The following is a 25147-nucleotide window of genomic DNA, read 5'->3' on the forward strand; positions in this document are numbered from 1 at the left end:
CGGATGTCATCACGACAACCGATTTCCAAAAACAAACTACTTAAAAACTAATCTACTAAAACAAATCAAAAAAAATATCTTTTCTGGAGTAATACTCCTTAAATTTCGATTTTGTAGTGCAAAGATAGAAAAATAAATGACAAGCTCAAAGAAATTGCCTCATTTTTTTTATTTATTAACCTCAATTTTGCAGAGAAAGGAGCAATTCTTGCCATAATCTTTCATATATTATTGCTCACAATACGACTTACTCCTTTTGCAAATCCATTCTCCTCTCCATTTTACTTTTAAGCGAATGTCTTTTGTGTAATCACGTATAATTTTAGATAAGCAAGTATTATACATTTTCCAAAAGATGAAGATATCAAACGAATGGGGCATGTTCCTGTACCATATTACAAGAAAAAGGGACATACCCACTATGGAGTATATCCCTTGTTTTTATTATTATGAATAACTCTTGCTTACATCATACCACCCATTCCTGGTTGTCCAGCAGGCATAGCGGGTACATTTTCTTCAGGCTTATCCGTAATCAAACATTCTGTTGTCAAGAATAATCCTGCGATAGAAGAGGCATTCTCAAGTGCTACACGAGCAACTTTTGCGGGATCAATGATACCAGCTTTACGCATGTCTTCGTAAACGTCTGTGCGTGCATTGTAACCAAAATCACCACTACCTTCAGCAACTTTATTCACAACTACAGAACCTTCGCCACCTGCATTAGAAACGATTTGTCGAAGTGGTTCTTCAATAGCACGCTCCACAATCTTAATACCAGTCGTTTCATCGGCATTATCACCCTTAAGAGTCTTTAAAGCATCGAGAGCCCGAATGTAAGTTGTGCCACCACCAGCAACAACTCCTTCTTCCATAGCAGCGCGTGTTGCACATAGTGCATCATCAACTCTATCCTTCTTCTCTTTCATTTCTACCTCAGAGTTTGCACCTACATATAGTACAGCTACGCCACCAGCCAACTTAGCTAAACGCTCTTGTAACTTTTCCTTGTCATACGAGCTGGTAGTGTTTGCAATCTCATTCTTAATTTGTGCAACTCGGTCGGCAATACTTTCTTTCTTACCTGCACCATCAACAATTGTAGTGTTATCTTTCGAAATAACCACCTTTTTAGCTGTGCCACACATCTCGAGTGTTGCCTGTTCTAACTTCAAGCCCTTTTCCTCACTGATAACAACACCACCCGTGAGCACTGCAATGTCCTCGAGCATAGCCTTGCGACGATCACCAAAGCCAGGAGCTTTCACTGCACAAATCTTTAAACCACCACGCAAGCGATTTACAACAAGCGTTGTCAAAGCTTCAGAATCAACGTCCTCGGCAATCACCATCAAGGGGCGTCCACTTTCAGCTGCAGGTTGAAGAATGGGTAAGAAATCTTTCAAATTGCTAATCTTCTTATCGTAGATGAGAATATAGGGATTTTCCATCACACATTCCATCTTGTCAGCATCGGTTACAAAATAACCGCTCAAATAACCACGGTCAAACTGCATCCCTTCAACTACGCCAATGCTGGTATCACGTGTCTTACTCTCTTCAATGGTGATAACACCATCTTTAGAAACGCGCCGCATCGCATCAGCTAAAAGCTTACCAATCTCAGGATCATTATTGGCAGAAACTGTAGCTACCTGTTCTATTTTATCATAGTTATCGCCTACTTGCTCTGCATGCGCCTGAATATAGTCAACAACAGCTTTCACCGCCTTATCAATTCCACGCTTCAAATCCATTGGATTTGCACCAGCGGTCACATTTTTCAAGCCTTCATTTACAATGGCTTGTGTCAAAATCGTTGCTGTCGTTGTACCATCTCCGGCATCATCACCGGTCTTGCTGGCAACACTCTTTACCAATTGTGCCCCTGTATTTTCAAAGCGATCTTCAAGTTCAATCTCTTTTGCTACGGTTACACCATCTTTAGTTATCTGTGGAGCACCAAATTTTTTCTCAATAACTACATTACGCCCTTTAGGTCCTAATGTTACTTTCACTGCATTAGCTAATTGATCAACGCCTCTTTTCAGTAATTCGCGTGCATCAACATTATATTTAATATCTTTTGCCATAATCTTTTAGTTTTAAATTGACTCGTTTAATAATCTCATTTTAACAAATTAAATGTTTAGCCCAATACTGCTAAAACATCACTCTGTCTCATTATCAAATATTTTTCTCCTTCGTATTCCAGTTCTGTTCCTGCATACTTACCATATAATACGATGTCATTTTCTTTTAACACCATAGTTTCATCCTTTGTGCCTTGACCTACAGCTATTATACGGCCACGTTGTGGTTTTTCTTTTGCTGTATCAGGAATAATAATTCCGCCAACTTTCTCTTCTGCTGGTGCAGGAAGCACCAAAACTCTGTCTGCTAATGGTTTGATATTCATTTCTTTTATGATTTAATTGTTTAATATTCAATTTTACTCATTGCCTTATGCGAATATTATGCCAGAATTCATATATGACAATTTTGTCAGTTTATACCGACAAAATTGTCAGTAGACTGTTAACTTTTGTCAGTATCTTGTCTTATAATAGTACTCTCTTCTAACAAAATAAATGAATTCGTAAAGAGTCATTACAAATATTTTTTCATAACTTTGCAACCATATTAATTAAAGAAAAGGTCAACTGTATAACCACAATTGTGTTTTGGCAATAGACTTTTGTAACAAACAACCTATTTGTAAAATGTATGAAAGATTTCTTTAAGCATGTTTTGGCCACGATTGTAGGCCTACTTATCTTCACTGCTATTACAACTATATTTGGTTTCTTAGCCATCATGGGATTATTGATTACAGCTGGAGATTCTTCTTCGAGCAGCATCAGCAATAATTCAGTATTGGTTATTCAGTTAAAGGGGCTCATGACAGAACAACAAGAAGGTGATATCTTTAGCAGCCTGAGCGACGAGTCTACTTTGAGTTTTGAAAATGTCATGAAAGCTATTCAGCACGCAAAAAGCAACGACAATATTGTTGGTATATATCTGGAAGCTGGAGCCTTTTCTGCGGATTTGGCACAGGTACAAGAGATTGAATCTGCATTGCTGGATTTTAAAAAATCAGGAAAATGGATTATAGCCTATGGTGAAAGTTATAGCACATTAGGCTATTACGTAGCTTCTGCTGCCGACAAGATTTATATGAACAAAGAAGGTATGCTCGATTGGGCTGGAATCGGTGGCGAGCGTATTTATTATAAAAACTTATTAGCTAAATTAGGCATCCGGGTTATTGCTACGAAAGAAGGTAAATATAAAAGTGCCGTAGAACAAACAACAGCAGACAAGATGAGTGATGCAGATCGCGAACAAACACAACGCTATCTTGATGGATGGTGGAAAATCATTCTCAACACAGTAGCCAACAATCGAAAAATAAATTCGTCCTTGCTCAATCGATATGCGGACAACGTGATTGGTATGGATGCACCAGAAACATTGGTAAAATGCCATATGATAGATGGACTCCTTTACAATGATCAAGTGAAAAAAATTATCAAATGGAAACTACAAATTGATAACGATGAAGAAATCAATAAAGTAAGTGTAGATAAGCTTGCTGAAGATAATAATACTTCTACTGGACAACACATCGCCGTATATTATGCTTATGGCGACATCGTAGACCAAGCCTCAACACAAGGACTATTTCAAGATAATCACCAGATAGCTGCAGATAACGTGTGTCAGGATTTAGAGGACTTAGCCAACGATGATAACGTTGAAGCCGTCGTAATTCGTATCAACTCAGGAGGTGGCTCAGCTTATGCCTCAGAACAAATATGGCACCAAATTTCTGAACTTAAGAAGATAAAACCTGTCGTCATTTCAATGAGTGGCGCAGCTGCTTCAGGCGGCTACTATCTCAGTAGCAATGCAAACTGGATTGTTGCCAACCCTTCTACAATCACAGGAAGTATCGGCATATTTGGTCTATTTCCCGATGTTAGTGAATTGATGACAAAAAAGTTAGGACTACACTATGACGAGGTTAAAACCAATCGTAATGCCGTCTTTGGTGCAAATGGGCATCCTTTCACTACAGAACAATTAGGACTTTTGCAGCGCCAGATTAATCGTGGCTATAGACTATTCAAGAAACGTGTGGCCGAAGGTAGGCATCTTTCTATGGAACGTGTAGAGCAATTGGCTCAAGGCCGTGTATGGTTGGGCGAGGATGCTATCCGTATTGGGCTTGTGGATGAATTAGGCGGATTAGACAAAGCTATCACAAAAGCAGCCGAATTAGCAAAAACCAATTCAAAGGCTACACGTTCCTATCCTGCTCCTATTAGCGCATGGGAACAACTCTTTAGCGGCTACAATGCTTCATCTGATTTGCTCAATGGTCAATTACACACTTTGCTTGGTGAATATTATGAGCCTTTCAAGATGGCAAATGACTACCGACACATGGATAAGATTCAAGCACGCATTCCCTATATTATAAAAATTCAATAAGTATGAGGACTGAAGGCGATTTTATACATATCAATGAATGGCTATTGCCCTTAAGCTGGATTTATGGACTTGGCGTAGGAATACGCAACCAAATGTTTGACTTGGGACTACTCAAACAACACAGTTTCAACACGCCCATTATTGCGGTAGGTAATATCACTGTGGGGGGATCTGGAAAAACACCACATGTGGAATATCTCATCAATCTATTAAAAGATAAATTGCAATTGAGTGTACTCTCACGTGGATACAAGCGTAAGAGTCATGGTTACCAGTTGGCAGAATCAGAAAGTACGGCACGAGAGATTGGAGATGAGCCTTACCAAATGAAGAAAAAGTATCCACATATTCACATTGCAGTAGATAAAAAACGCGTGAATGGTATCAAACATATCATCAACGACGAAGCGACACAAGATACCGATGTCATTTTGTTAGATGACGCCTTCCAACATCGCTATGTGAAACCAGGTATTAACATACTCTTGATTGATTATCATCGCCTCATTATCTACGACAAGTTATTGCCTGCTGGAAGATTGCGCGAACCACAGTCAGGTAAAGATAGAGCCGATATTGTAATTATCACGAAATGTCCGAAAGATTTAAAACCAATGGAATTTCGTGTGCTCACAAAAGCAATAAATCTCTATCCCTATCAAAATCTTTTCTTCACTACCATCGACTATCAAGACCTAACAACACTCTTTGATAGCGAACAACCTGCGCCATCACTCCATCAACTCTCTGATACATCGGTCTTGCTTTTGACAGGAATAGCCTCACCCAAACAAATGATTCTCGATCTCACCCCGAAAGTAAAGCAAATACAATCGCTCGCTTTCCCTGATCATCATGCTTTTAAAAAGAAGGATATTGAACGGATTAACAACACGTTTCAAGCTATCAAAGGCAAGAAAATTATTATAACGACAGAAAAGGATGCTTCGCGTTTAGAGCATTGTACCGAACTCAGTGAGGAGGTAAAGCGCAATCTTTATGTGCTACCGATTCGCATCAAATTCATGCTCCATCAAGAGGAGGAATTCAATCAAAAAATTATAAATTATGTACGAAGAAATTCAAAAGACAGCATCTTGGCTAAAAGAAAGGATGACAACTAATCCTAAAACAGCCATCATTCTGGGGACAGGCCTCGGACAATTAGCTTCAGAAATAACCGATAGCTACGAGTTCCCCTATAGCGAAATACCCCATTTTCCAGTGTCGACAGTTGAAGGCCATGCGGGAAAGCTCATCTTTGGAAAGTTGGGCGGAAAAGATATTATGGCCATGGAGGGAAGATTTCATTTTTATGAAGGCTACAACATGAAAGAAGTTACCTTCCCGGAGCGGGTCATGTATGAATTAGGCATTGAAACACTCTTTGTCAGCAATGCTTCTGGCGGGATGAACCCACTATTCAAAATTGGAGACCTCATGGTCATCACCGACCATATCAACTTTTTCCCCGAACATCCTTTGCATGGCAAGAACTTCCCCACAGGCCCGCGTTTTCCTGATATGCATGAGGCCTATGACAAGCGACTTATCACCTTGGCTGACGATATTGCAAAAGAGTTCGATATCACCCTACAACATGGTGTGTATATGGGTGTGCAAGGCCCAACATTCGAAACGCCGGCAGAATATCGCATGTATCATCTCATGGGTGCTGATGCTGTGGGCATGAGCACAGTTCCTGAAGTTATCGTAGCACGCCACTGTGGCATCAAAGTATTTGGCATGAGCATCATCACCGATTTAGGCGGCTTCGACACACCGGTAGAAGTGAGTCACGAAGAAGTGCAAAAGGCAGCTAATGGCGCACAGCCAAAGATGACAACCATCATGCGCGAAATGATTCGCCGCGCATAAATCCTATCATCCTACGTTATGACAGACATTGCTACACTGGGTGAGTTTGGGCTCATTAAGCGACTCACAAAGGATATTCAGATCAAAAATCCCAGCACAAAATATGGTGTGGGGGACGATTGCGCCGTGCTTCATTACCCCAAGACCGAGACACTCGTCACCACAGACATGCTTATGGAGGGCGTTCACTTCGACCTCACCTACATGGATTTTTTCACCTTAGGCTACAAATCGGCGATGGTTAATTTCAGCGATATTTTTGCTATGAATGGTTTTCCACGGCAAATCATTGTCAGCATCGCATTAAGCAAACGTTTCACCATTGAAGATATGGATAGCTTTTATCAAGGCATGCAAGCTGCTTGTGACAAATGGCAGGTAGATATTGTAGGCGGTGACACCACTTCCTCGCGCACAGGATTGGCCATCAGCATCACATGCATTGGCGAGGCTGCGAAAGAAGATATCGTTTATCGCAACGGAGCAAAAGAAACCGACCTCATCTGCGTCACGGGCGATTTGGGAGCGGCCTATATGGGATTGCAAATCTTAGAACGCGAAAAGGCGGTGTATTATTCGCAGATTGAAGACTACAACAAAAAGGTGAACCAAGCGAAGGAGCTACATGATGAAGCCAAATTGAGGGCCTTGCAACAGCAGCGCCAAGCTTTCGAAGATTTTCAACCCGACTTTGCTGGAAAAGAATATCTTTTAAATCGCCAGCTCAAGCCCGAAGCGCGCGGCGACATGATTGAGCAATTGCGCGCACTTAACATCCACCCCACTGCCATGATGGATATTTCAGATGGTCTGAGCAGCGAATTGATGCACATCTGCGAGCAAAGCAATTGTGGTTGCCGCATCTACGAAAAAGAAATTCCCATTGACTACCAGACTGCCGTCACAGCAGAGGAATTCAATATCAACCTCACAACCTGTGCGCTCAATGGTGGCGAGGATTATGAGTTGCTCTTCACTGTTCCCATAGGCAATCACGAGAAGATTAAAAATATGGAAGGTGTGCGGCAAATAGGCTACATCACCAAGCCCAATTTAGGCTGCATGTTAGTTACGCGCGATAACAATGAGTTTCAATTGCAGGCACAAGGATGGAATCCATTGCAACAGAAATGAAGTAAAGAAGTTAAATCATAAAACTTTTCGGTGCTTGCTCAAGCTTGAGCAAGCACCGATTTTTCTTTTTGGTGTTTGCTAAGTTATTAGCAAGGTTCAAAATTTTTTTTTGGCGTTTGCTAAGTTTTTAGCAAGCCTCAAAATCATTTTTTTTGCCCTGCTAAGTTGTTAGCAAGCCTCAAAATCATTTTTTTGTCCTGCTAAGTTGTTAGCAAGCCGCTTCCAAAAAAAATGGTGCTTGCTCAACCATCGGCAAACACCAAAATCTTTTTATACTATTCCATGCGCAACGTTAGAAGGGCACATCGCCACCTGTTTCTTTGAATGGAGCGTCACTTAATGGATAGCTCTCCGGCGGATTACTCTCACCGCCATTCATGCGCGATCCAACGATTTCGCCACCATCGTGCATCGAATGATAAGATTCTTCGGGATTGCGAAAACTGGTGAATTCACCTTTAAATGTGAGCAACACATCGCCCGTCGCACCCTTTCTGTGCTTGGCAATGATGATTTGTGCCATGCCGCGCAAGTCATTTTTATTTTGGTCTTCGTAAATATGATAATATTCGGGGCGATGCACAAAGAGCACCATATCGGCATCTTGCTCAATAGCGCCCGACTCACGCAAATCACTCAACACGGGACGCTTGCCATCTACACCATCACGATTTTCCACATTACGACTTAATTGCGACAAGGCCAAAATGGGAATATCCAATTCTTTAGCCAATCCTTTGAGTGAACGCGAAATGGTTGACACCTCTTCCTGACGACTGCCAAACTTCATTCCGTTGGCATTCATGAGCTGCAAATAGTCAATCATGATTAGTTTAACTCCTTTTTCACGCACCAGTCGACGCGCCTTCGTCCGCAATTCAAACACCGAGAGATTGGCCGTGTCATCCACATAAATGGGTGCTCCGGTGAGCCTCCCCAAATTTTTGTCTAAACGTTCCCATTCATCGGGGGTAAGCTGGCCACTTAAAATTTTGCTACCCATCACCTCACACGTGTTTGATATCAAACGATTCACCAACTGCACATTGTTCATTTCAAGCGAGAAAAAAGCAATGGGAACCTGATAATCGACCGCTATATTTTTGGCCAAACTCAATGCAAATGACGTTTTGCCCATGGCTGGACGGCCTGCAATAATTACTAAATCACTTTTTTGCCAGCCGCTCGTTATTTCGTCTAATTTTGTGTACCCCGTCGCAACACCTGTCAGCCCATCTTTGTTGGCCGATGCCTTTTGCAAAATATCAATAGCCTCTTTTATGACAGGATCAATCTGGGTGTAATCCTGCTTCATGTTGCGCTGCGAAATTTCGAAGAGCGACCCCTCGGCTTCCTGCATTAACAAATCTACATCCACCGTTTCGTCAAAGGCCTTCTCCTCTACTCTACTGGCAAATTGTATCAATTGGCGCGCCAAGAACTTTTGCGCCAGAACGTGTGCATGATACTCTACATTGGCTGAAGATGCTACGCGGTCACTAATCTCCATCAAATAAGCCAAACCACCCACCTCTTCAAAAGTGCCATTGCGTTTCAGCTCCTCCGTCACCGTCATGATGTCAACAGGACGCTCGGTCATATTCAGGTTCTGAATCGCTTGATAAATCTTTTGATTCCGAGGCTCATAAAAAGTCTCTGGACGTATCACTTCTGAAACAACCGAAAAAGCATCTTTATCAATCATCAACGCACCTATCACAGCCCGCTCAATGTCGGTAGCCTGTGGCTGCAAATGCCCATAGGTGATGTCTATCTGTTGTGTTCCCTTTCGGCGCCGAGCACCATTAGTACTACTTTCTACCATAAATTTTTTTGATTTTCGGCAAAGGTAATCATTTTTTTAAGTATAGGCCATCTTAGTAAATCTATTTTTTGTATTTTTGTAACCCATAAAAATAAGCATAAACACATGATTTTATTTCCCACCGCAAAAATCAATCTCGGGCTCAACATCGTTGAAAAAAGAAGCGATGGCTATCACAATATTGAGACCATTTTCTACCCCATTCCACTATGTGATGCACTCGAAATTAAAAACATGGACGAGAACTTCCCGTCGACAACCGATTGCGATCTTAAAATAACGGGAAATCAGCTGGAAGGCAATGAACAAGACAACCTTGTGGTGAAAGCCTATCAACTGCTGAAACGCGATTTCAAATTGCCGCGCATCCACATTCATCTCTACAAACAAATACCCTCACAAGCAGGATTAGGCGGCGGATCAAGTGATGCCGCATTCATGATAAAATTATTAGATGAGCGCTTCCGCCTCAACTTAGGCTATGCAGAGATGGAACGATATGCTGCAAATTTGGGCGCAGATTGTGCTTTTTTTATCCGCAATGAAGCAGCTTTTGCAGAGGGAATTGGTAGTAATTTGTCGCCCATGGATGAGCTCCAAAATCTCTTACAATCCTATTACATTGGCATTGTAAAACCACCTGTTGCTGTTTCTACGCAAGAAGCCTACTCCCATGTGGTACCACAACGACCCGCAACATGCTGCAAAGACATCGTGAAACAACCTGTTGAAACATGGAAGGATGAGTTGAAAAACGATTTCGAGACATCGGTATTCAAAAACTATCCACAGCTGAAAGAAATTAAGGAAGAACTCTATCGGCAAGGTGCATGCTACGCTTCGATGAGTGGCAGTGGCAGCAGTCTTTACGGACTCTTTAAGGAGAATCCCAAAGATTTCTCCTCCTCATTTCCCAACTGCTACACTTTTGCAGGCGAATTGTAACGAAGAGCCGTATAAAGTTGAAAAAGAAATAATACATTCTTTTTTCTAAATTATATTATCTACCTTTGTGGCTATCATTTTTCATTAGATATTTTTCATGAAACCATAACAGCATTAAGTTTTTCAAATCATGAGTTTAATTGACTACAACAACATAGACATTTATCAAGAGGATAATCTCGTCTTGAAAGATGTGATTTTTCAAGTTGAAGAAGGAGAATTTATTTATATTATCGGCAAAGTTGGATCTGGAAAGACAAGCTTGCTCAAAACATTATATTGCGAACTTGATTTATACAAGGATGCTGAAAAGAACGAACAGAAAGCCGAAGTTCTGGGGCGCGACATGCTGACTTTAAAACGAAAAGAAGTGCCAGCCTTGCGCAGAGAGCTTGGCATTATCTTTCAAGATTTTAAACTGCTACACGAAAAAAGTGTACGAAAAAACCTTGAGTTTATCCTAAAGTCTACGGGATGGAAAAATGAGCAAGAAATAAATGAGCGCATTGAAACAACACTTTCTGATGTAGGCTTGTTGGATAAAATCGATAAATATCCACATGAACTATCGGGAGGAGAGCAGCAGCGTGTTGCTATTGCACGAGCAATTTTAAATGAGCCCAAAATAATCTTGGCAGATGAGCCGACAGGTAACCTCGATCCTGAAACTGCAAATGATATTATTCATTTGCTCAAGAATTTAACAAAATCCAATACAGCTGTTGTGATTACAACACACAATATAACAATGCTGAATAAAATTCCAGGAATTGTATATTGCTGTAAGGATGGCGCCATTGCAGAAGTTACAAAAGAATATAATCATTTAGATCTCACTGAAGATATAGAGACAGTTCCTAACACAGAAGCATAACGCGACAATAAATACAAGATGAGTATAAAAGTTATGAAATTTGGTGGCACTTCTGTTGGTACAGTTAGCCGCATGAAGGAAGTCGCATCATTAGTTACAGCATCCTCAGAACCTACGTTTGTTGTTCTTTCTGCTATGAGTGGTACAACGAATGCATTAATTGAAATTGCTGATTACCTTTATAAGAAAAATCCTGAAGGTGCAAATGAAGTTATCAATAAGCTCGAAGATAAATATCTGCAACACGTGCAAGATTTATATTCTACAGAGGAATATAAATTAAAGACTAAGGAGTTCCTGATAAAGAAATTTGAATATTTACGTTCATTTACAAAAGACCTATTTACCAGCTTTGAAGAAAAGAATATTGTTGCGCAAGGAGAAATCATGAGCACCAATATGGTTACAAACTATCTCCGAGAAAAAGGGATTAAGGTGATATTGCTTAATGCACTTGACTTTATGCGTACTGACAAAAATGGCGAACCTGATTCTGAATTTATTAAAAAAGAATTGGGGAAAGCTATGGAACAACATAAAGATTTTCAAATTTATATCACACAAGGATTTATCTGTAGAAATGCCTATGGTGAGGTTGATAATCTCCTACGAGGAGGAAGTGATTATACGGCATCACTTATTGGAGTTGCACTTTCTGCAAGTGAAATTCAGATATGGACTGATATTGATGGCATGCATAATAATGACCCAAGAGTGGTAAAGAAAACAGAAGCCTTACACCAACTCAACTTCGAGGAAGCTGCCGAACTAGCCTACTTTGGTGCAAAAATCTTACACCCTACATGCATACAACCTGCTAAGTATGCTGGAATCCCTGTTAGATTAAAAAATACTATGGAGCCCGAAGCTGAAGGAACCATTATCGATAATACCATTGTTAAAGGGAAAATAAAAGCTGTTGCGGCTAAAGACAACATTACTGCTGTTAAAATTAAAAGTAGTAGAATGCTTTTAGCAACAGGCTTCTTGAGAAAAGTATTTGAGATTTTTGAAAGTAACCAGACTCCTATAGACATGATTACAACCAGTGAAGTTGGCGTGTCTATGAGCATAGATTCTGAAGCTCGCTTAAATGAGATTGTAAATGAATTGAAGAAATATGGTACAGTCTCAGTAGACCATGATATGTGTATTGTTTGTGTTGTAGGCGATTTGGACTGGAAGAATTTAGGATTTGAGACATTAGTCCTTGAGGCTATGAAATCAATTCCCGTCCGCATGATTTCTTATGGTGGAAGTAACTACAATATTTCCTTTCTTATCAATGCTAAAGACAAGCAGCGTGCACTTCAGCAACTTAGTGACGTGCTTTTCCAGCATTAATATTCTTTATTAAAGAAAAAAATAAATGCTTATAGATAAAAAATACATTTTACGGTTTAAAGGTATTCAAACTCCATTTTATTTCTATAATATAGAGCTACTAAAGGAAACTCTCCAAGAAATAAAAAGAGAGATTTCTTTCCATAAGAACTATTTAGTTCATTATGCCATTAAAGCAAATGCAAATCCAAAATTGCTTCAACTCATAGCACAAGCAGGATTTGGTGCGGATTGTGTAAGTGGTGGCGAAATACAAAGAGCTTTAAAGACTGGATTCTCGCCATCAAAGATTGTATTCGCTGGTGTAGGAAAAAGCGATTGGGAAATAAATTTAGGCTTAGATAATGACATATTCTGCTTTAATGTAGAAAGTGAGCCTGAATTAGAAGTTATCAATGAATTAGCTAAAGCAAAAGGGAAAATCGCATCCGTAGCTTTTAGAATTAATCCTAATATTGGTGCACATACACATGCCAACATTACAACTGGCTTAGCTGAAAATAAATTTGGGATCGCTATGGATGATATAGAGAGAATCATTCAAAAAGCAGAGCGGCTTAGCCATGTTCACATTTTAGGATTGCACTTTCACATCGGGAGTCAAATTTTAGAAATGAATGATTTCATAGTGCTTTGTCAACGTATTAATCTGCTTATATGTCAACTAAAACAAAATCACCATCAACTTAAGCATATTAATGTTGGCGGCGGCTTAGGAATTGATTATGAGCAGCCAGACAAACACCCTATTCCAAACTTTTCTTCCTATTTCAATACCTACGCGAAATATTTAAATTTGTCTGATGAACAACAGTTACATTTTGAATTAGGGCGAGCAATTGTTGGTCAATGTGGTAGTCTCATTACACGGACACTATATGTAAAACAGGGTGCCACAAGACAATTTATCATAGTTGATGCTGGAATGACCGACTTAATTCGCCCTGCACTCTACCAGGCTCATCACCTAATAGAGAATCTTAGCAGTGATGGAGACCTGGAAAAATATGATGTCGTTGGGCCAATTTGTGAATCGAGCGATGTCTTTGCTAAAGATATTTTATTACCCAAGACAAACCGTGGCGACTTGATAGCACTTCATAGTGCAGGAGCATATGGAGAAATTATGGCCAGCCAATATAATTGTCGTCCATTACCTCAAAATTATACTTCAGAGGAACTCTCGGACGTAAAACCATAGGTATGGATAATTTATTTTTAAATTCTATTACTATCATCAGTGGTACTATCCTACTGATAGCAATACTTGCAGTATTAACAAGTCCGTTTTTGAAAAAATTAAAAATCCGAAAGACTGCTGATACTTGCCAACAAAATGTGGTGCTTCCTCAAATTAGCATCGTCATATATGCACATGAGCAGGCTACAGTTTTAGCCCAAAATTTGCCTGCTTTACTTGAACAGGCATATTCTTCCTACTATCAAGTCATCGTCGTTACTGACAAAGATCAACTTGATACAGAAGAATTAATGAAACAACTCTGTTCTAAATATTCTCATTTATATGTCACCTCATTACCAAATTCTTCGCGCTATATGAGCCGCAAGAAATTAGCAATAACACTTGGGGTGAAAGCTGCACAAACAGAATGGATACTTATAACAGAACCAACATGTAGGCCTTGTCACACGGGCTGGCTGACAGCCATGGCAAAACATATGACAGATTCTGCTGGCTTTGTTATGGGGTATACCGCCTTATCGAGCGATTCTCCTAAGTCATGGCAGTTCGAACATGCTATGCAAGCTTATCTACGCTTGTCCTCCGCAGCACATCAACGCCCTTGGAGTACAAATTCTCCCAACATAGCCTTACGGAAAAGTATGTTCATGAAAAATGAAGGGTTTAGAAATAATCTGCAGTTCATTCGCGGAGAATATGATTTTCTGGTAAACGAATATGCACGTGAAACTTCTACAAATATTGCTATTGATAAAGACGAATGGCTATATGAAGATAAACTAAATAAAGCGGAATGGAAAAATCTTCATACAAACTTCTTGGCAATTCGCTCCAAGCTTCATGGGCAAGTACAATATCGCACAAAGATATTTTTTTATAGTTTGCTATCACATATCAGTATTATTATTTCATCCTTAGGCATTGCAGGAGGAATTATCTTGAAGCAATGGATTCTTTTAGGTGCTTCGGCTTTCGCACTCCTTCTGCTCATCCTTCTACAAACATTATTGATTAAACGTGTAAATAGACTTCTCGAAACTCCTATTGGAAATGCAAGTTTATTCTTCCGTGGAATAAGCTATTGTTGGCATAGTCTTGCCTACAGATTCCAATATTGGCGTGCAGACAAAGTTAGTTTCAGTAGCCACAAGCTTTAATACAAATATGAGAATTAAGGTCTTAACTTCATTACCTCACGCTGATTTACAAGCAATATCCTTCTTAGGGCTTCTGAAAGAAAAATGGGATAATAATGATATTACAATTGTTACAGATGGATATTATGATTTTCTCCATGTTATTGGATTACCAACCTCGTCTGTCATACGCCATTTACAGCAAGAGAGAGAGAGGCTTATTCCGATAGTTTATTCTCCATTAGGCACAATCGCCCCATGGAGAAAAATCCCAATTCCCCAAACGCTGGGTAAATATATCGCTTGGCATGCTTGTGGTAAACATGAATATGAATATTTACAACAACTATTTACCCCAACAACCATCACATGGTTAAAAAATCCTGTGACGGCTACTGACATTACTGTGACCGAGTTTGCTTCTGCTATACAGAGGTTTTATCAAGAGGTGTTAGAGCATCACGAAGATTTTATATGGAGTTTGATTCGCCAACGTATTGGTCTATTACATTTGAAGGAAGAGCAGCCTGCTATCTTTCAAGTGCTACAGCAAATCCTCTATGTAGAATATAAGTTCAAACGCAAACAAATTCTTTCGTCGAATATAGAGGAGTTGGGGCATTTGATGCACGAAACAAATTATGATGAAGACGAATTGGCTAAAAACCTTCAGCTATTAAAAGTTCATGGTTTTATGGCCAGCTTAGAACAGGTTATGGAGGAACGACAACTGCTTTCCGAAGGCTTTATGCCCATTCCGCCTCTACAAAACCGCCTTACAAAGAATATAAATAAAACTATCGTATGAAGAAATATAATATAGAGAAAGACATTCGCTATCTGCAATTACTGTCTAACTCCTTCCCTACAATTGCCGATGCAAGTACAGAGATTATCAATCTACAGGCGATTATGAATTTGCCTAAAGGGACAGAGCATTTTTTAGCCGACATCCATGGCGAATATGAAGCCTTTCAACATGTGCTCAAGAATGCTTCTGGAAATATCAAGCGCAAAGTGAACGAACTTTTTGGAAACACCTTGCGCGAGCAAGAGAAACGCGAACTTTGCTCGCTGATTTATTATCCTGAGCAGAAACTTGAATTGGTTAAAGAAAACGAGACTGACATCAAAGACTGGTATCACATCACACTCCACCAATTAGTAGCTGTCTGCCGAACCGTTTCAAGCAAATACACACGTTCAAAAGTGCGTAAATCGTTGCCTACAGAATTTTCATATATTATCCAGGAATTGCTCCACGAGCACACAGAAAACAATTCTAACAAAACGGCCTACGTTAATGTTATTATCGACACAATCATCTCTACAGGCCGTGCAGATGATTTCATTATTGCCATCTGCAACGTCATCCAACGATTAGCTATTGATCAGCTTCACATTTTAGGTGACATCTATGATCGAGGCCCTGGCGCACACATCATCATGGACACGATGGCCCACTATCATAGTTGGGACATTCAATGGGGCAATCACGATATTCTGTGGATGGGAGCTTGTGCAGGCAATAACGCGTGCATCTGCAATGTTATCCGATTAAGCCTACGCTATGCCAATCTCACGACTTTAGAAGAAGGATATGGTATCAACCTTGTCCCATTAGCCACTTTCGCCATGGAAGTTTATAAGGATGACCCCTGTGAAGAGTTTATGCCCCGGCTCAGTGGCGGGGCTAAGAAGGTTGACGAAAAAACGATGCGGCTGACTGCACAAATGCATAAAGCCATCGCCGTAATACAATTCAAGGAAGAGGCGCAACTCTATGAGGCACATCCTGAATGGAACATGCAAGATCGTGAGCTGTTTAAACACATCGACTACGAAAAGCAAACGATTCGTATTGACGGAAAAGACTATCCCCTAACAAGCTGTCATTTCCCAACCATCGATTCCAAGCATCCATGCCAGCTCACCTTCGAAGAGAAAATGCTCATGGGCAAGCTCCACCACTCGTTCCACGTGAGCGAGAAGCTCAATAAACACATCCGCTTATTGCTACAGCATGGTGGCATGTATGCCGTGAGAAATGGAAACCTACTTTTCCATGCCGCAATCCCTCTTGACGAGAAAGGGAAACTGAAAGATGTGATAGTCACGCTGGGAAAGTGCTACAAAGGCAAGGAGCTATTCCAAAATATAGGCATGCTCATTCGCTCGGCGTTCCAAGACGACAGCACGCCCGAAGAACGGAAATATGCCATTGACTATTTCCTCTACCTGTGGTGCGGCCCCAATAGTCCACTTTTCGACAAGAGCAAAATGGCAACATTTGAACGCTATTTTATTGTCGATAAAGCAACACATAAAGAAGAGAAGGGAAATTATTTCCTCTTGCGTGATGATGAAGCCATCGTGGACTACATCCTCGACGCTTTTGACGTAAAAGGTGACAATCGCCACATCATTAATGGACATGTTCCCGTGCATGTGGCCAATGGCGAAAATCCCATTAAGGCCAATGGAAAGCTCATGGTTATTGATGGTGGATTTTCACAGGCCTATCACAAAGAAACAGGTATTGCAGGCTACACGCTCGTATTCCACAGCCGAGGATTCCAACTGGTTCAGCACGAGCCCTTCACCAGTGCGACTGATGCTGTGCTGCGCGGAACCGACATCAAATCGACTATTCAAATTGTTGAAATGAGCAGTCATCGCATGTTGGTGGCTGACACCGATAAAGGTGTAGAACTAAAGAAGCAAATTGCCGATTTGGAGGAACTACTCTATGCTTACCGGCATGGTATCATCAGCGAGCAGGAACAGAAGAAATAACTCCTTCCTCGCTGTACCCGTGATGCACAACAGCACCATTCCCGATTATAACTTTTCTCGCATTGTGTTGCATCCATGAGCTCACAACTCCACCTTTTTCTCATTTTATCGTAACTTCACATTGGGGATTGCATCTCTTTTGATAGGATGCTTTCCCCCGAAGTGTGGCTCCACCATATAGAAATATAGAAAATGCAGAGGCTGTGCGCCAAATTACAAGCCAATGCCTTAACTTAGACTCATTCTCTCGTTAATCAGTAGCTACGAGTGGTGCCTTCTGAACACTGAAAATGAGCATATCCTTATCGAGGTCTTTATCAATCGTGATAGTATCGCCATCGTTCAATGTACCTGTCAGAATCTGCTCGATCACACCATCTTCAATATAAGTTTGGATGGCACGCTTCAAAGGACGAGCACCATACTGTACATCATATCCTTTCGTTGCCACAAAAATTTTAGCAGTATCAGTAATTTGTAGTGGATGACCTAAATCTTGCATCCGCTGCAATAAGTCTCGCAACTCGATATCGATTATCTTTTTAATCGCTTCCAAATCTAATTGGTCAAACGTAATAATCTCGTCTAAACGATTGAGAAACTCTGGTGCAAACTGCTTGCTCAAGCTCTTTTGAATAATGCCCCGCGCATATTCCTTATCTGATGCAGTCATATTCACCCCATTGAGACGATTGGCCGTAAAACCAATTCCCTGACCAAAATCTTTCAGCTGACGTGTTCCCGTGTTAGAAGTCATGATGATAATCGTGTTACGAAAATCAACTATTCGCCCATTTCCATCGGTAAGCCTCCCTTCATCGAGTACTTGCAGCAGCAGATTAAAAATGCTGGAATGCGCCTTCTCGATTTCATCCAAAAGCACGATAGAATAAGGATGACGGCGAACACGCTCGGTCAGCTGCCCTCCTTCTTCATAGCCCACATAACCAGGAGGAGCACCGATGAGACGTGATGTATTGAAGCTCTCGGCATATTCACTCATGTCGATACGGATAAGTGCTTCGTCTGAGCCAAACATATATTTGGCCAATTGCTTTGCCAAATAAGTTTTCCCCACACCCGTCGGCCCTAAAAACATGAATGTTCCTATGGGTCGATTAGCATCTTTTATGCCCACTCGATTGCGCTGAATAGCCTTTGTCATCCTTTCAATAGCTGCATCTTGTGCAACCACACACTGTTTCAACTGCTCGGGCATTTTCTTCAAACGCACGTGCTCATCCTCAGTGAGGCGTTGTACAGGAACACTCGCCATCATCGACACCACATCTTCTACATCGCGCTCTGAAACACGATGCCAATTTTTGCTATCTTCGTCGGCCCACATCCGATTTAATTCCTTCAACTCTCCTTCGAGTTTCGTTTGCTGATCACGACAGCGCGCTGCCAATTCAAAATCTTGACTCTTCACCGCTCGCTTCTTCTTAGCAATGACACCATCCAGCTCACGTTGCTTGTCAGTAATCTCGGTTGGCATTTTGGCATGCTGCAAATGCACGCGTGCACCAACTTCATCCAATGCGTCAATGGCTTTATCCGGAAAAAATCGATCCGTGATGTAACGTTGTGTCAATCTGACGCAAGCAGACAATGCTTCCTCGTCAAAATAAACATGGTGATGTCGCTCGTAATGACCTTTTATGTTGCGCAGAATAGCTAGCGTTTCCTCACTCGTAGTCGGCTCAACCAGTACCTTTTGAAAACGGCGCTCCAATGCACCATCCTTTTCAATAGAATTGCGATATTCTTTCAGCGTCGTAGCACCAATAAATTGGAGCGCACCACGTGCCAAGGCCGGCTTTAAAATGTTGGCTGCATCCATACTTCCCGATGAATTTCCAGCACCAATAATCGTGTGTATCTCATCAACAAACACTATGATATCGGGATTTTTCTCTAATTCATTCACCAAAGATTGAATGCGTTCTTCAAACTGTCCACGATATTTCGTACCCGCAACAATCGAAGTGAGGTCGAGACAAACTACTCGCTTACTAAACAAAAATGGTGTCGTCTCGTGCTTCACAATACGCTGAGCAAGCCCCTCTACGATGGCACTCTTCCCCACTCCAGGCTCACCAATTAAAATGGGATTATTCTTCTTTCGTCTACAAAGAATCTCTATCACCCGCTGGATTTCGTGCTCACGTCCCACCATAGCATCTAATTTTCCATCAGCTGCAGCGCGTGTTAAATCAGTTGTGAAGTGGTCAATGAAAGGGGTCTTACTCGTCGTCTTATCTTGTGCAACATCATCGGCTGACTCGGATTGCGTGTCTTCACTCTTATCATTGGCCATCTCATCTTCGGCCTCATTGGGTATCTCAAGGCTATCAGCAGGAACTTCACTCTTCTCGCCCTTTTCATCCTCTGCCCTGATAAAAGCCAGTACGTCTATATATTCCATTTTGTTTTTTTCTAATATTTCCTTGGCACCATTGTCTGAGTGGTCGTGCAAAATCGCTAAAATTAAATGCTGTACTTCTACTATCTCCGAACGCAAAATACGTGCTTCTAACACTGACAGGCGCAAAATGTTACTTGATTGCTGATCTAATACTATCTCTGTTTCTTCTTGTAGCACACTGGTACCTTTTGTATCGACTTGCGATTCAAGAGCACGTTTCACCTCATCTTCATTGATATTCATACGTTCAAAAAGTGTATGAAGCAAGTTATCATCTTCTTTAAGCATACCTAAGAGCAAATGCTCTGGCTCCACTGATGGACTGGAGAGACGAACGGCTTCTTCACGACTAGATGCTAAGACCACGGAAACATTATGTGAGAATTGGGTTGTCATATTGTCATTCCTTTCTACTTTGAGGCACATAGCCTCATTGTTTCTACTAATTTCTCCTCTTATTCTTAATACTTTCTTATCATTCTTGCAAAGGCTATGCCAAAAGTATCCGATTGGGCACACTTTTTGCATTATTAGCGCAAAAGTATAAAAAGAAACAAATAAAGGAGATTTAAAATATGGCATTTATTGATTATTATAAGATATTAGGCGTTGACAAAAATATTCCGCAAAAAGATGTGAGGGCAGCCTATCGAAAGAGAGCTAAACTATTCCATCCAGACCTGCACCCCAACGACCCGAAAGCAAAGGCAAAGTTTCAAGCGCTCAATGAGGCCTACGACGTAATCAGCGACCCAGAGAAGAGAGCTAAATACGACCAATATGGTGAGAAATGGCAACAAGCTGATACTTTCCAAGGACAAGCGGGAGGCAATGCTGGAGGAAACCCATTTGAGGGATTTGACTTTAGCGGGTATGGAGAAGGCGGCGGAGGTTTCTCTAGCTTTTTTCAAGATTTATTTGGAGGAGGTGCACACTTCCGGACATCTGGCTTTGGCTATGGCACACAGGGACGTCCAGATAGTGGACAGATGGAAGCAAAGGTGAATATAGACCTCTACACTGCTTTATTGGGTGGTGAGATTACAATCCAACTCAGTAATGGGCAGAAATTAAAATTAAAAGTTAAACCCGAAACACAAAATGGCACGAAGGTACGTGTACGCGGGAAGGGATATAATAGAGGTGATGGTACTTTTGGTGATTTGATTATTAATTACCAAGTGAAATTGCCGACAGGACTCAATGAACGTCAGAAGCAACTTCTACGTGAGATGCAACAAGCTTAATTATGTCACACAGAGGATTGAGAAGAAGAGAATTCTATGGATTCTCTTTTTTTGTGCCAACCTGACAGACATCATTTTCTCTGAGTTTAAGTTCATGGAAAGGTATTATAGAATCCACTACTTTCTATTCCTATTTTGCTGCTTTTTTGTAATAAAGTGGGATACTTTAAATGAAAATATGCACCATTTCGTCTAATGAGATGGTGCATATTAAAAATTCTTTCCAATCATCCATGTACACAAATTCATGATTTGATGATGATTGTAGAAAACAAGATGAACATAGGGTTTGACTTTAGAGCAATTTAAAGTACCAAAATTCTACTTCACAATCTTTTTCACTCTACGTTCATGTCTGCCACCTTCAAAAGTAGCACTAAAGAAACTATCTAAAATTTCGGCGGCAGTCTTGTTGTCTATAAAACGTCCTGGCAGCACAATTACATTAGCATCATTATGCTGGCGAGTGAGCTGCGCAATATCTTTGTTCCACGCCAATCCTGCCCTTACACCTTGATGTTTGTTAAGCGTGATAGCCATTCCTTCACCACTTCCACAAATTGCAATCCCTGGATAAACATCACCATCCTCTATTGCATTAGCTAAGGGATGAGCAAAATCGGGATAATCCACACTCTCATCGCTAAACGTACCAAAATCTTTTAAGGCATAACCTTTCTTTTTAAGATATTCGACTACGAATTGCTTCAAAGGAAAGCCTGCATGATCACAAGCTATTCCAACAGTTTTAACTTCCATAAGCCTGTATATTTAAAGGTGAGAGGGATAGCCTGAAATGGCCATCCCTTACTAATTCTTATCGATTAAGAAAAACTTTTACTTCTTCATAAATGTGTTCGGCGGTATAACCTAATTTTTCATCCAAAACTTTATAAGGTGCAGAGAAGCCAAAGGATGACATACCATAAATGGCACTTGATGAATCAGTTCCAACGAGTCCTTCCAACGTAACGGGAAGCCCTGCTGTCAAACCAAACTTCTTCACCGCAATAGGGAGCACAGCCTCCTGATAAGCCTGTGGCTGTCTACGGAATAACCCTTCAGAAGGAGCACTCACCACACTCACACGCACGCCATCGCTGCGTAACATTCTACTCGTTGCCACTAATGTCGATACCTCAGAACCATTAGCCACTAAGATTATATCGGGATGCACATCCGATTCACTAACAATATAAGCGCCTTTCGCAACATCTCCATAAGGATTACCTGCTGGCAACATATCCACATTTTGCCTCGAGAGAATGAGCGCAGTTGGTGTATCTACATTCTCCATAGCCAACTTCCAGCATTCAGCTGTCTCATAAACATCTGCAGGACGGAACACGCGGACACTATCATAGCCTGCATGGTTTTTTAACTTCTCCATCAACCTTATTTGAGCTTCTTGCTCTATTGGCTGATGGGTTGGTCCATCTTCCCCAACACGGAAAGCATCATGGCTCCAAACAAATTTTACAGGTGTTTGCATCAAGGCTGCTAATCGAATAGCTGGCTTCATGTAATCAGAAAAAACAAAGAATGTTCCCATTGCTGTTACTACACCACCATGAAGCATCATCCCGATGCACATATCAGCCATGGTCAACTCCGCTACGCCCGCTTGGAAAAATGCGCCACTGAAATCACCACGCACTAATTCTTTTGTTTTCTTTAAAAATCCATCTGTTTTATCCGAATTACTCAAATCGGCCGATGCACAAATCATATTGGGCACCTGCTCTGCTAAAATCCCTAAACATGCAGCACTCGCTACACGTGTGGCAGCACCTTCTTGCAATGTAAGCTCACTCCAATCAACCTTTGGAGCACGCCCACTAAACCATTCATCCATCTGCTGTGCTAAGTTAGGGTTAGCTTCACGCCATGCACGTTCAGTAGCCCGACGCTCTGCAACTAATTGGTTTAATTGTTCTTTTCGCTGTGCATAAAGCTGCTCTACATCCTCAAATATTTCAAAAGGATTTTCAATATTTCCACCTAAATGTTTTATAGTGTTGGTATAGGCCGCTCCACCAAGTGGTGCTCCATGCGTTTTAACACTATGCTCATAGCTACTCCCATCTTCTTTCAAAGCCCCTTTTGCCATGATTGTTTTACCGATTATCAACGTAGGGCGTTCAGCCTCAGCAGTAGCTTCATCTAATGCATGGCGAATTTCATCTACATCATGACCATCAATTGTAATCACCTTCCATCCCCACGCTCTATATTTCATGGCCGTATCTTCAGTAGTAACCACATCACATTTTGTGGAAAGCTGCACATTGTTAGCATCATAGAATACTATCAAATTATTTAAGCCCAAACTGCCTGCAATACGCCCAACGCCCTGAGAAATTTCTTCCTGGACGGCACCATCACTAATATAAGCATAAATTTTATGCTGCATCATGATAGAGCCCAGCCGCGCTTCAAGGAATTTTTCAGCAACAGCAGCTCCTGCAGCTAAGGCATGCCCCTGTCCTAAGGGACCGGAAGAGTTTTCGATTCCACGCAATACATCAACCTCAGGATGCCCTGGCGTAGCAGAACCCCATTGTCGAAACGCTTGGAGCTCATCTAAAGAAAAATACCCCCGTAAAGCTAATGCTGCATAAAGCATTGGACTCATATGCCCTGGATCTAAGAAAAATCTGTCGCGTCCTACCCAGCCTGGATCTTGAGGATCATAAACTAAATATTCAGAAAAAAGGACATTGATAAAATCTGCGCCACCCATTGCGCCACCAGGATGCCCTGAATGCGCCTTCTCTACCATTGCTACAGCAAGAATACGAATATTATCTGCTGCGTGGTTCATTACGTTAATGTTGTTCATTGCTCTATTATTGGTGCACAAATATACCATTTTTCATTTAGATAGGCAACCGCAATTACACGTTTTTTATCTTTTCGTACTATAATTTTCTGTTTATTCTAAATTCTACCAGTGATAACTCTTCAAAATACAAAAATCCCCCATGGCTAACTGCCATAGAGGATTAACTTTATGTATGTAATGTCTTATCGAATCCTATCTGCTGCCCGCACTAATTTTTCATCTGCCAAAATAGCATGCCGCGCTAAAATATAAAGCAACAATGACATTAATGGGAAGAATGCTGTGACATGAATTTTTAATGTTGCATCTCGAGATTCAATGCTGAAGAATAGGAAATAGATAGCAGCAATATGCCACAATACCAATAAAATAACGTTTATCAAGCACAACTTTGCTTGGAATCTGCGCGTTTTAAATGCCAATATCGCCCACAGGTTGAGTGGAAGTGTAAGTAAAAGCAACACAAATAGTGGCGCAGTCTTAAAGTTTGGAATTCCACGCCCTAACCTTTCACACAGATTAGTTACCAGCGTATCCATATGCAAATCATCGCCGACAAATGTCGCCAAAGGAAAGGAAAGGCAGACAAATGTTAATACTAATGCGATAAACAGAAATAAAGTTTGCTTGCGCTGTATCATTAACCCTCCTGATTGTAGTTATCTCGTGTGGGATCGCGCCAATAAACACTCCCCTCTTCAAACTCTTCTGTGGCCAGAAGTGTTGGCTTAGGAAGTTTTTCATAATAGCGAGAGATTTCTATTTGTTCACGATTCTCAAAAACCTCTTCTAAAGTATCGTTATACGAAGCAAACTCAGATAACTTCTTATTTAAATCTTGTTTAATCTCTACAGAAATTTGATTCGCTCGCTTTGCAATTATAGCAACACTTTCGTAGATATTTCCTGTTTCTCGACTTAAGTCCATAATGTTGCGCGTTACTGTATTTACAGGCGCTTTTGATTTCTTATAGTCCATTTATTTATA

20 protein-coding genes are annotated in these 25147 nt (G+C 40.9%); 12 read left to right on the forward strand and 8 right to left on the reverse strand.

All coding sequences use genetic code 11. From position 1 onward, the window contains the following. Positions 1 to 464: 464 nt before the first annotated feature. Positions 465 to 2096: a chaperonin GroEL gene (groL, locus tag X919_RS0112265; RefSeq protein ID WP_028900359.1), complete on the reverse strand. Its 1632-nt coding sequence runs from the start codon at positions 2094 to 2096 to the stop codon at positions 465 to 467. Positions 2097 to 2152: 56 nt separating this feature from the next. Next, positions 2153 to 2422 carry a co-chaperone GroES gene (locus X919_RS0112270; RefSeq protein WP_028900360.1) on the reverse strand — a complete coding sequence of 90 codons (270 nt, stop codon included), beginning with the start codon at positions 2420 to 2422 and terminating at the stop codon, positions 2153 to 2155. Positions 2423 to 2730: 308 nt separating this feature from the next. Between X919_RS0112270 and sppA the strand changes: the two genes are divergently transcribed. The 4 genes from sppA to thiL are packed head-to-tail and all read left to right on the forward strand — an operon-like array spanning position 2731 to position 7515. Next, positions 2731 to 4503, forward strand: coding sequence for a signal peptide peptidase SppA (gene sppA / locus X919_RS0112275; protein ID WP_028900361.1), 1773 nt, complete (start codon positions 2731 to 2733; stop codon positions 4501 to 4503). Between the two features lie 2 nt (positions 4504 to 4505). After that, positions 4506 to 5627, forward strand: a complete 1122-nt coding sequence (gene lpxK / locus X919_RS0112280) for a tetraacyldisaccharide 4'-kinase (RefSeq protein ID WP_028900362.1) — start codon at positions 4506 to 4508, stop codon at positions 5625 to 5627. Continuing rightward, entirely contained in the window at positions 5617 to 6381 is a 765-nt protein-coding gene (locus tag X919_RS0112285) for a purine-nucleoside phosphorylase (RefSeq protein WP_028900363.1), read from the forward strand. Before lpxK ends, X919_RS0112285 begins: the two co-directional genes overlap by 11 nt. 18 nt (positions 6382 to 6399) lie before the next feature. Continuing rightward, positions 6400 to 7515, forward strand: coding sequence for a thiamine-phosphate kinase (gene thiL, locus X919_RS0112290; protein WP_028900364.1), 1116 nt, complete (start codon positions 6400 to 6402; stop codon positions 7513 to 7515). Between the two features lie 292 nt (positions 7516 to 7807). Here the strand turns inward: thiL and dnaB are convergent, their stop codons facing one another. Then, positions 7808 to 9340 carry a replicative DNA helicase gene (gene dnaB / locus X919_RS0112295; RefSeq protein WP_028900365.1) on the reverse strand — a complete coding sequence of 511 codons (1533 nt, stop codon included), beginning with the start codon at positions 9338 to 9340 and terminating at the stop codon, positions 7808 to 7810. Between the two features lie 105 nt (positions 9341 to 9445). On the opposite strand from dnaB, the gene ispE reads away from it, so the two are divergent. The 7 genes from ispE (at position 9446) to X919_RS0112335 (ending at position 17639) form a co-directional block, all read left to right on the forward strand. Then, a complete protein-coding gene (ispE, locus tag X919_RS0112305; RefSeq protein WP_036918016.1) occupies positions 9446 to 10285 on the forward strand; it encodes a 4-(cytidine 5'-diphospho)-2-C-methyl-D-erythritol kinase in 840 nt (279 codons plus the stop codon). Positions 10286 to 10415: 130 nt separating this feature from the next. Continuing rightward, entirely contained in the window at positions 10416 to 11159 is a 744-nt protein-coding gene (locus X919_RS0112310; RefSeq protein ID WP_028900367.1) for a cell division ATP-binding protein FtsE, read from the forward strand. 24 nt (positions 11160 to 11183) lie between these two features. Further along, entirely contained in the window at positions 11184 to 12503 is a 1320-nt protein-coding gene (locus X919_RS0112315; protein WP_028900368.1) for an aspartate kinase, read from the forward strand. 25 nt (positions 12504 to 12528) lie between these two features. Next, positions 12529 to 13704, forward strand: a complete 1176-nt coding sequence (gene lysA, locus X919_RS0112320; RefSeq protein ID WP_028900369.1) for a diaminopimelate decarboxylase — start codon at positions 12529 to 12531, stop codon at positions 13702 to 13704. Between the two features lie 2 nt (positions 13705 to 13706). Then, positions 13707 to 14864, forward strand: a complete 1158-nt coding sequence (locus tag X919_RS0112325) for a glycosyltransferase (RefSeq protein ID WP_036918018.1) — start codon at positions 13707 to 13709, stop codon at positions 14862 to 14864. 7 nt (positions 14865 to 14871) lie between these two features. After that, positions 14872 to 15651, forward strand: coding sequence for a hypothetical protein (locus X919_RS0112330; protein ID WP_028900370.1), 780 nt, complete (start codon positions 14872 to 14874; stop codon positions 15649 to 15651). After that, positions 15648 to 17639: a fructose-bisphosphatase class III gene (locus tag X919_RS0112335; RefSeq protein ID WP_028900371.1), complete on the forward strand. Its 1992-nt coding sequence runs from the start codon at positions 15648 to 15650 to the stop codon at positions 17637 to 17639. Before X919_RS0112330 ends, X919_RS0112335 begins: the two co-directional genes overlap by 4 nt. Before the next feature lie 250 nt (positions 17640 to 17889). Here X919_RS0112335 and X919_RS0112340 read toward each other — a convergent pair whose 3' ends face one another. Continuing rightward, the gene (locus tag X919_RS0112340) at positions 17890 to 20463 is read right to left on the reverse strand and encodes an ATP-dependent Clp protease ATP-binding subunit (RefSeq protein ID WP_028900372.1); all 2574 of its coding nucleotides are present in this window, start codon (positions 20461 to 20463) and stop codon (positions 17890 to 17892) included. Between the two features lie 179 nt (positions 20464 to 20642). On the opposite strand from X919_RS0112340, the gene X919_RS0112345 reads away from it, so the two are divergent. Next, positions 20643 to 21314 (forward strand): DnaJ domain-containing protein, encoded by a 672-nt coding sequence (locus X919_RS0112345; RefSeq protein ID WP_028900373.1) that lies wholly within the window; start codon positions 20643 to 20645, stop codon positions 21312 to 21314. 321 nt (positions 21315 to 21635) lie between these two features. Here X919_RS0112345 and rpiB read toward each other — a convergent pair whose 3' ends face one another. The 4 genes from rpiB to X919_RS0112365 form a co-directional block, all read right to left on the reverse strand. Then, positions 21636 to 22073, reverse strand: coding sequence for a ribose 5-phosphate isomerase B (rpiB, locus tag X919_RS0112350; RefSeq protein WP_028900374.1), 438 nt, complete (start codon positions 22071 to 22073; stop codon positions 21636 to 21638). Positions 22074 to 22131: 58 nt separating this feature from the next. Further along, the gene (locus X919_RS0112355; RefSeq protein WP_028900375.1) at positions 22132 to 24156 is read right to left on the reverse strand and encodes a transketolase family protein; all 2025 of its coding nucleotides are present in this window, start codon (positions 24154 to 24156) and stop codon (positions 22132 to 22134) included. Positions 24157 to 24341: 185 nt separating this feature from the next. Continuing rightward, the gene (locus tag X919_RS0112360; protein ID WP_028900376.1) at positions 24342 to 24800 is read right to left on the reverse strand and encodes a DUF4293 domain-containing protein; all 459 of its coding nucleotides are present in this window, start codon (positions 24798 to 24800) and stop codon (positions 24342 to 24344) included. Then, the gene (locus tag X919_RS0112365; protein WP_028900377.1) at positions 24800 to 25138 is read right to left on the reverse strand and encodes a DNA-directed RNA polymerase subunit omega; all 339 of its coding nucleotides are present in this window, start codon (positions 25136 to 25138) and stop codon (positions 24800 to 24802) included. The genes X919_RS0112360 and X919_RS0112365 overlap by 1 nt, the downstream gene beginning before the upstream one ends. Positions 25139 to 25147: the final 9 nt, after the last annotated feature.

Origin of the sequence: Prevotella sp. HJM029 (genome assembly GCF_000599605.1) — a bacterium.
GTDB lineage: Bacteria > Bacteroidota > Bacteroidia > Bacteroidales > Bacteroidaceae > Prevotella.

Coding starts and splice junctions, on each gene's coding strand:
- lysA (WP_028900369.1), top strand. CDS start 12,529: ATGCTTATAGATAAAAAATACATTTTACGGTTTAAAGGTATTCAAACT.
- X919_RS0112340 (WP_028900372.1), bottom strand. CDS start 20,463: ATGACAACCCAATTCTCACATAATGTTTCCGTGGTCTTAGCATCTAGT.
- lpxK (WP_028900362.1), top strand. CDS start 4,506: ATGAGGACTGAAGGCGATTTTATACATATCAATGAATGGCTATTGCCC.
- X919_RS0112310 (WP_028900367.1), top strand. CDS start 10,416: ATGAGTTTAATTGACTACAACAACATAGACATTTATCAAGAGGATAAT.
- rpiB (WP_028900374.1), bottom strand. CDS start 22,073: ATGGAAGTTAAAACTGTTGGAATAGCTTGTGATCATGCAGGCTTTCCT.
- X919_RS0112285 (WP_028900363.1), top strand. CDS start 5,617: ATGACAACTAATCCTAAAACAGCCATCATTCTGGGGACAGGCCTCGGA.
- dnaB (WP_028900365.1), bottom strand. CDS start 9,340: ATGGTAGAAAGTAGTACTAATGGTGCTCGGCGCCGAAAGGGAACACAA.
- X919_RS0112345 (WP_028900373.1), top strand. CDS start 20,643: ATGGCATTTATTGATTATTATAAGATATTAGGCGTTGACAAAAATATT.
- X919_RS0112325 (WP_036918018.1), top strand. CDS start 13,707: ATGGATAATTTATTTTTAAATTCTATTACTATCATCAGTGGTACTATC.
- sppA (WP_028900361.1), top strand. CDS start 2,731: ATGAAAGATTTCTTTAAGCATGTTTTGGCCACGATTGTAGGCCTACTT.
- thiL (WP_028900364.1), top strand. CDS start 6,400: ATGACAGACATTGCTACACTGGGTGAGTTTGGGCTCATTAAGCGACTC.
- X919_RS0112355 (WP_028900375.1), bottom strand. CDS start 24,156: ATGAACAACATTAACGTAATGAACCACGCAGCAGATAATATTCGTATT.
- X919_RS0112365 (WP_028900377.1), bottom strand. CDS start 25,138: ATGGACTATAAGAAATCAAAAGCGCCTGTAAATACAGTAACGCGCAAC.
- X919_RS0112330 (WP_028900370.1), top strand. CDS start 14,872: ATGAGAATTAAGGTCTTAACTTCATTACCTCACGCTGATTTACAAGCA.
- X919_RS0112270 (WP_028900360.1), bottom strand. CDS start 2,422: ATGAATATCAAACCATTAGCAGACAGAGTTTTGGTGCTTCCTGCACCA.
- groL (WP_028900359.1), bottom strand. CDS start 2,096: ATGGCAAAAGATATTAAATATAATGTTGATGCACGCGAATTACTGAAA.
- ispE (WP_036918016.1), top strand. CDS start 9,446: ATGATTTTATTTCCCACCGCAAAAATCAATCTCGGGCTCAACATCGTT.
- X919_RS0112335 (WP_028900371.1), top strand. CDS start 15,648: ATGAAGAAATATAATATAGAGAAAGACATTCGCTATCTGCAATTACTG.
- X919_RS0112360 (WP_028900376.1), bottom strand. CDS start 24,800: ATGATACAGCGCAAGCAAACTTTATTTCTGTTTATCGCATTAGTATTA.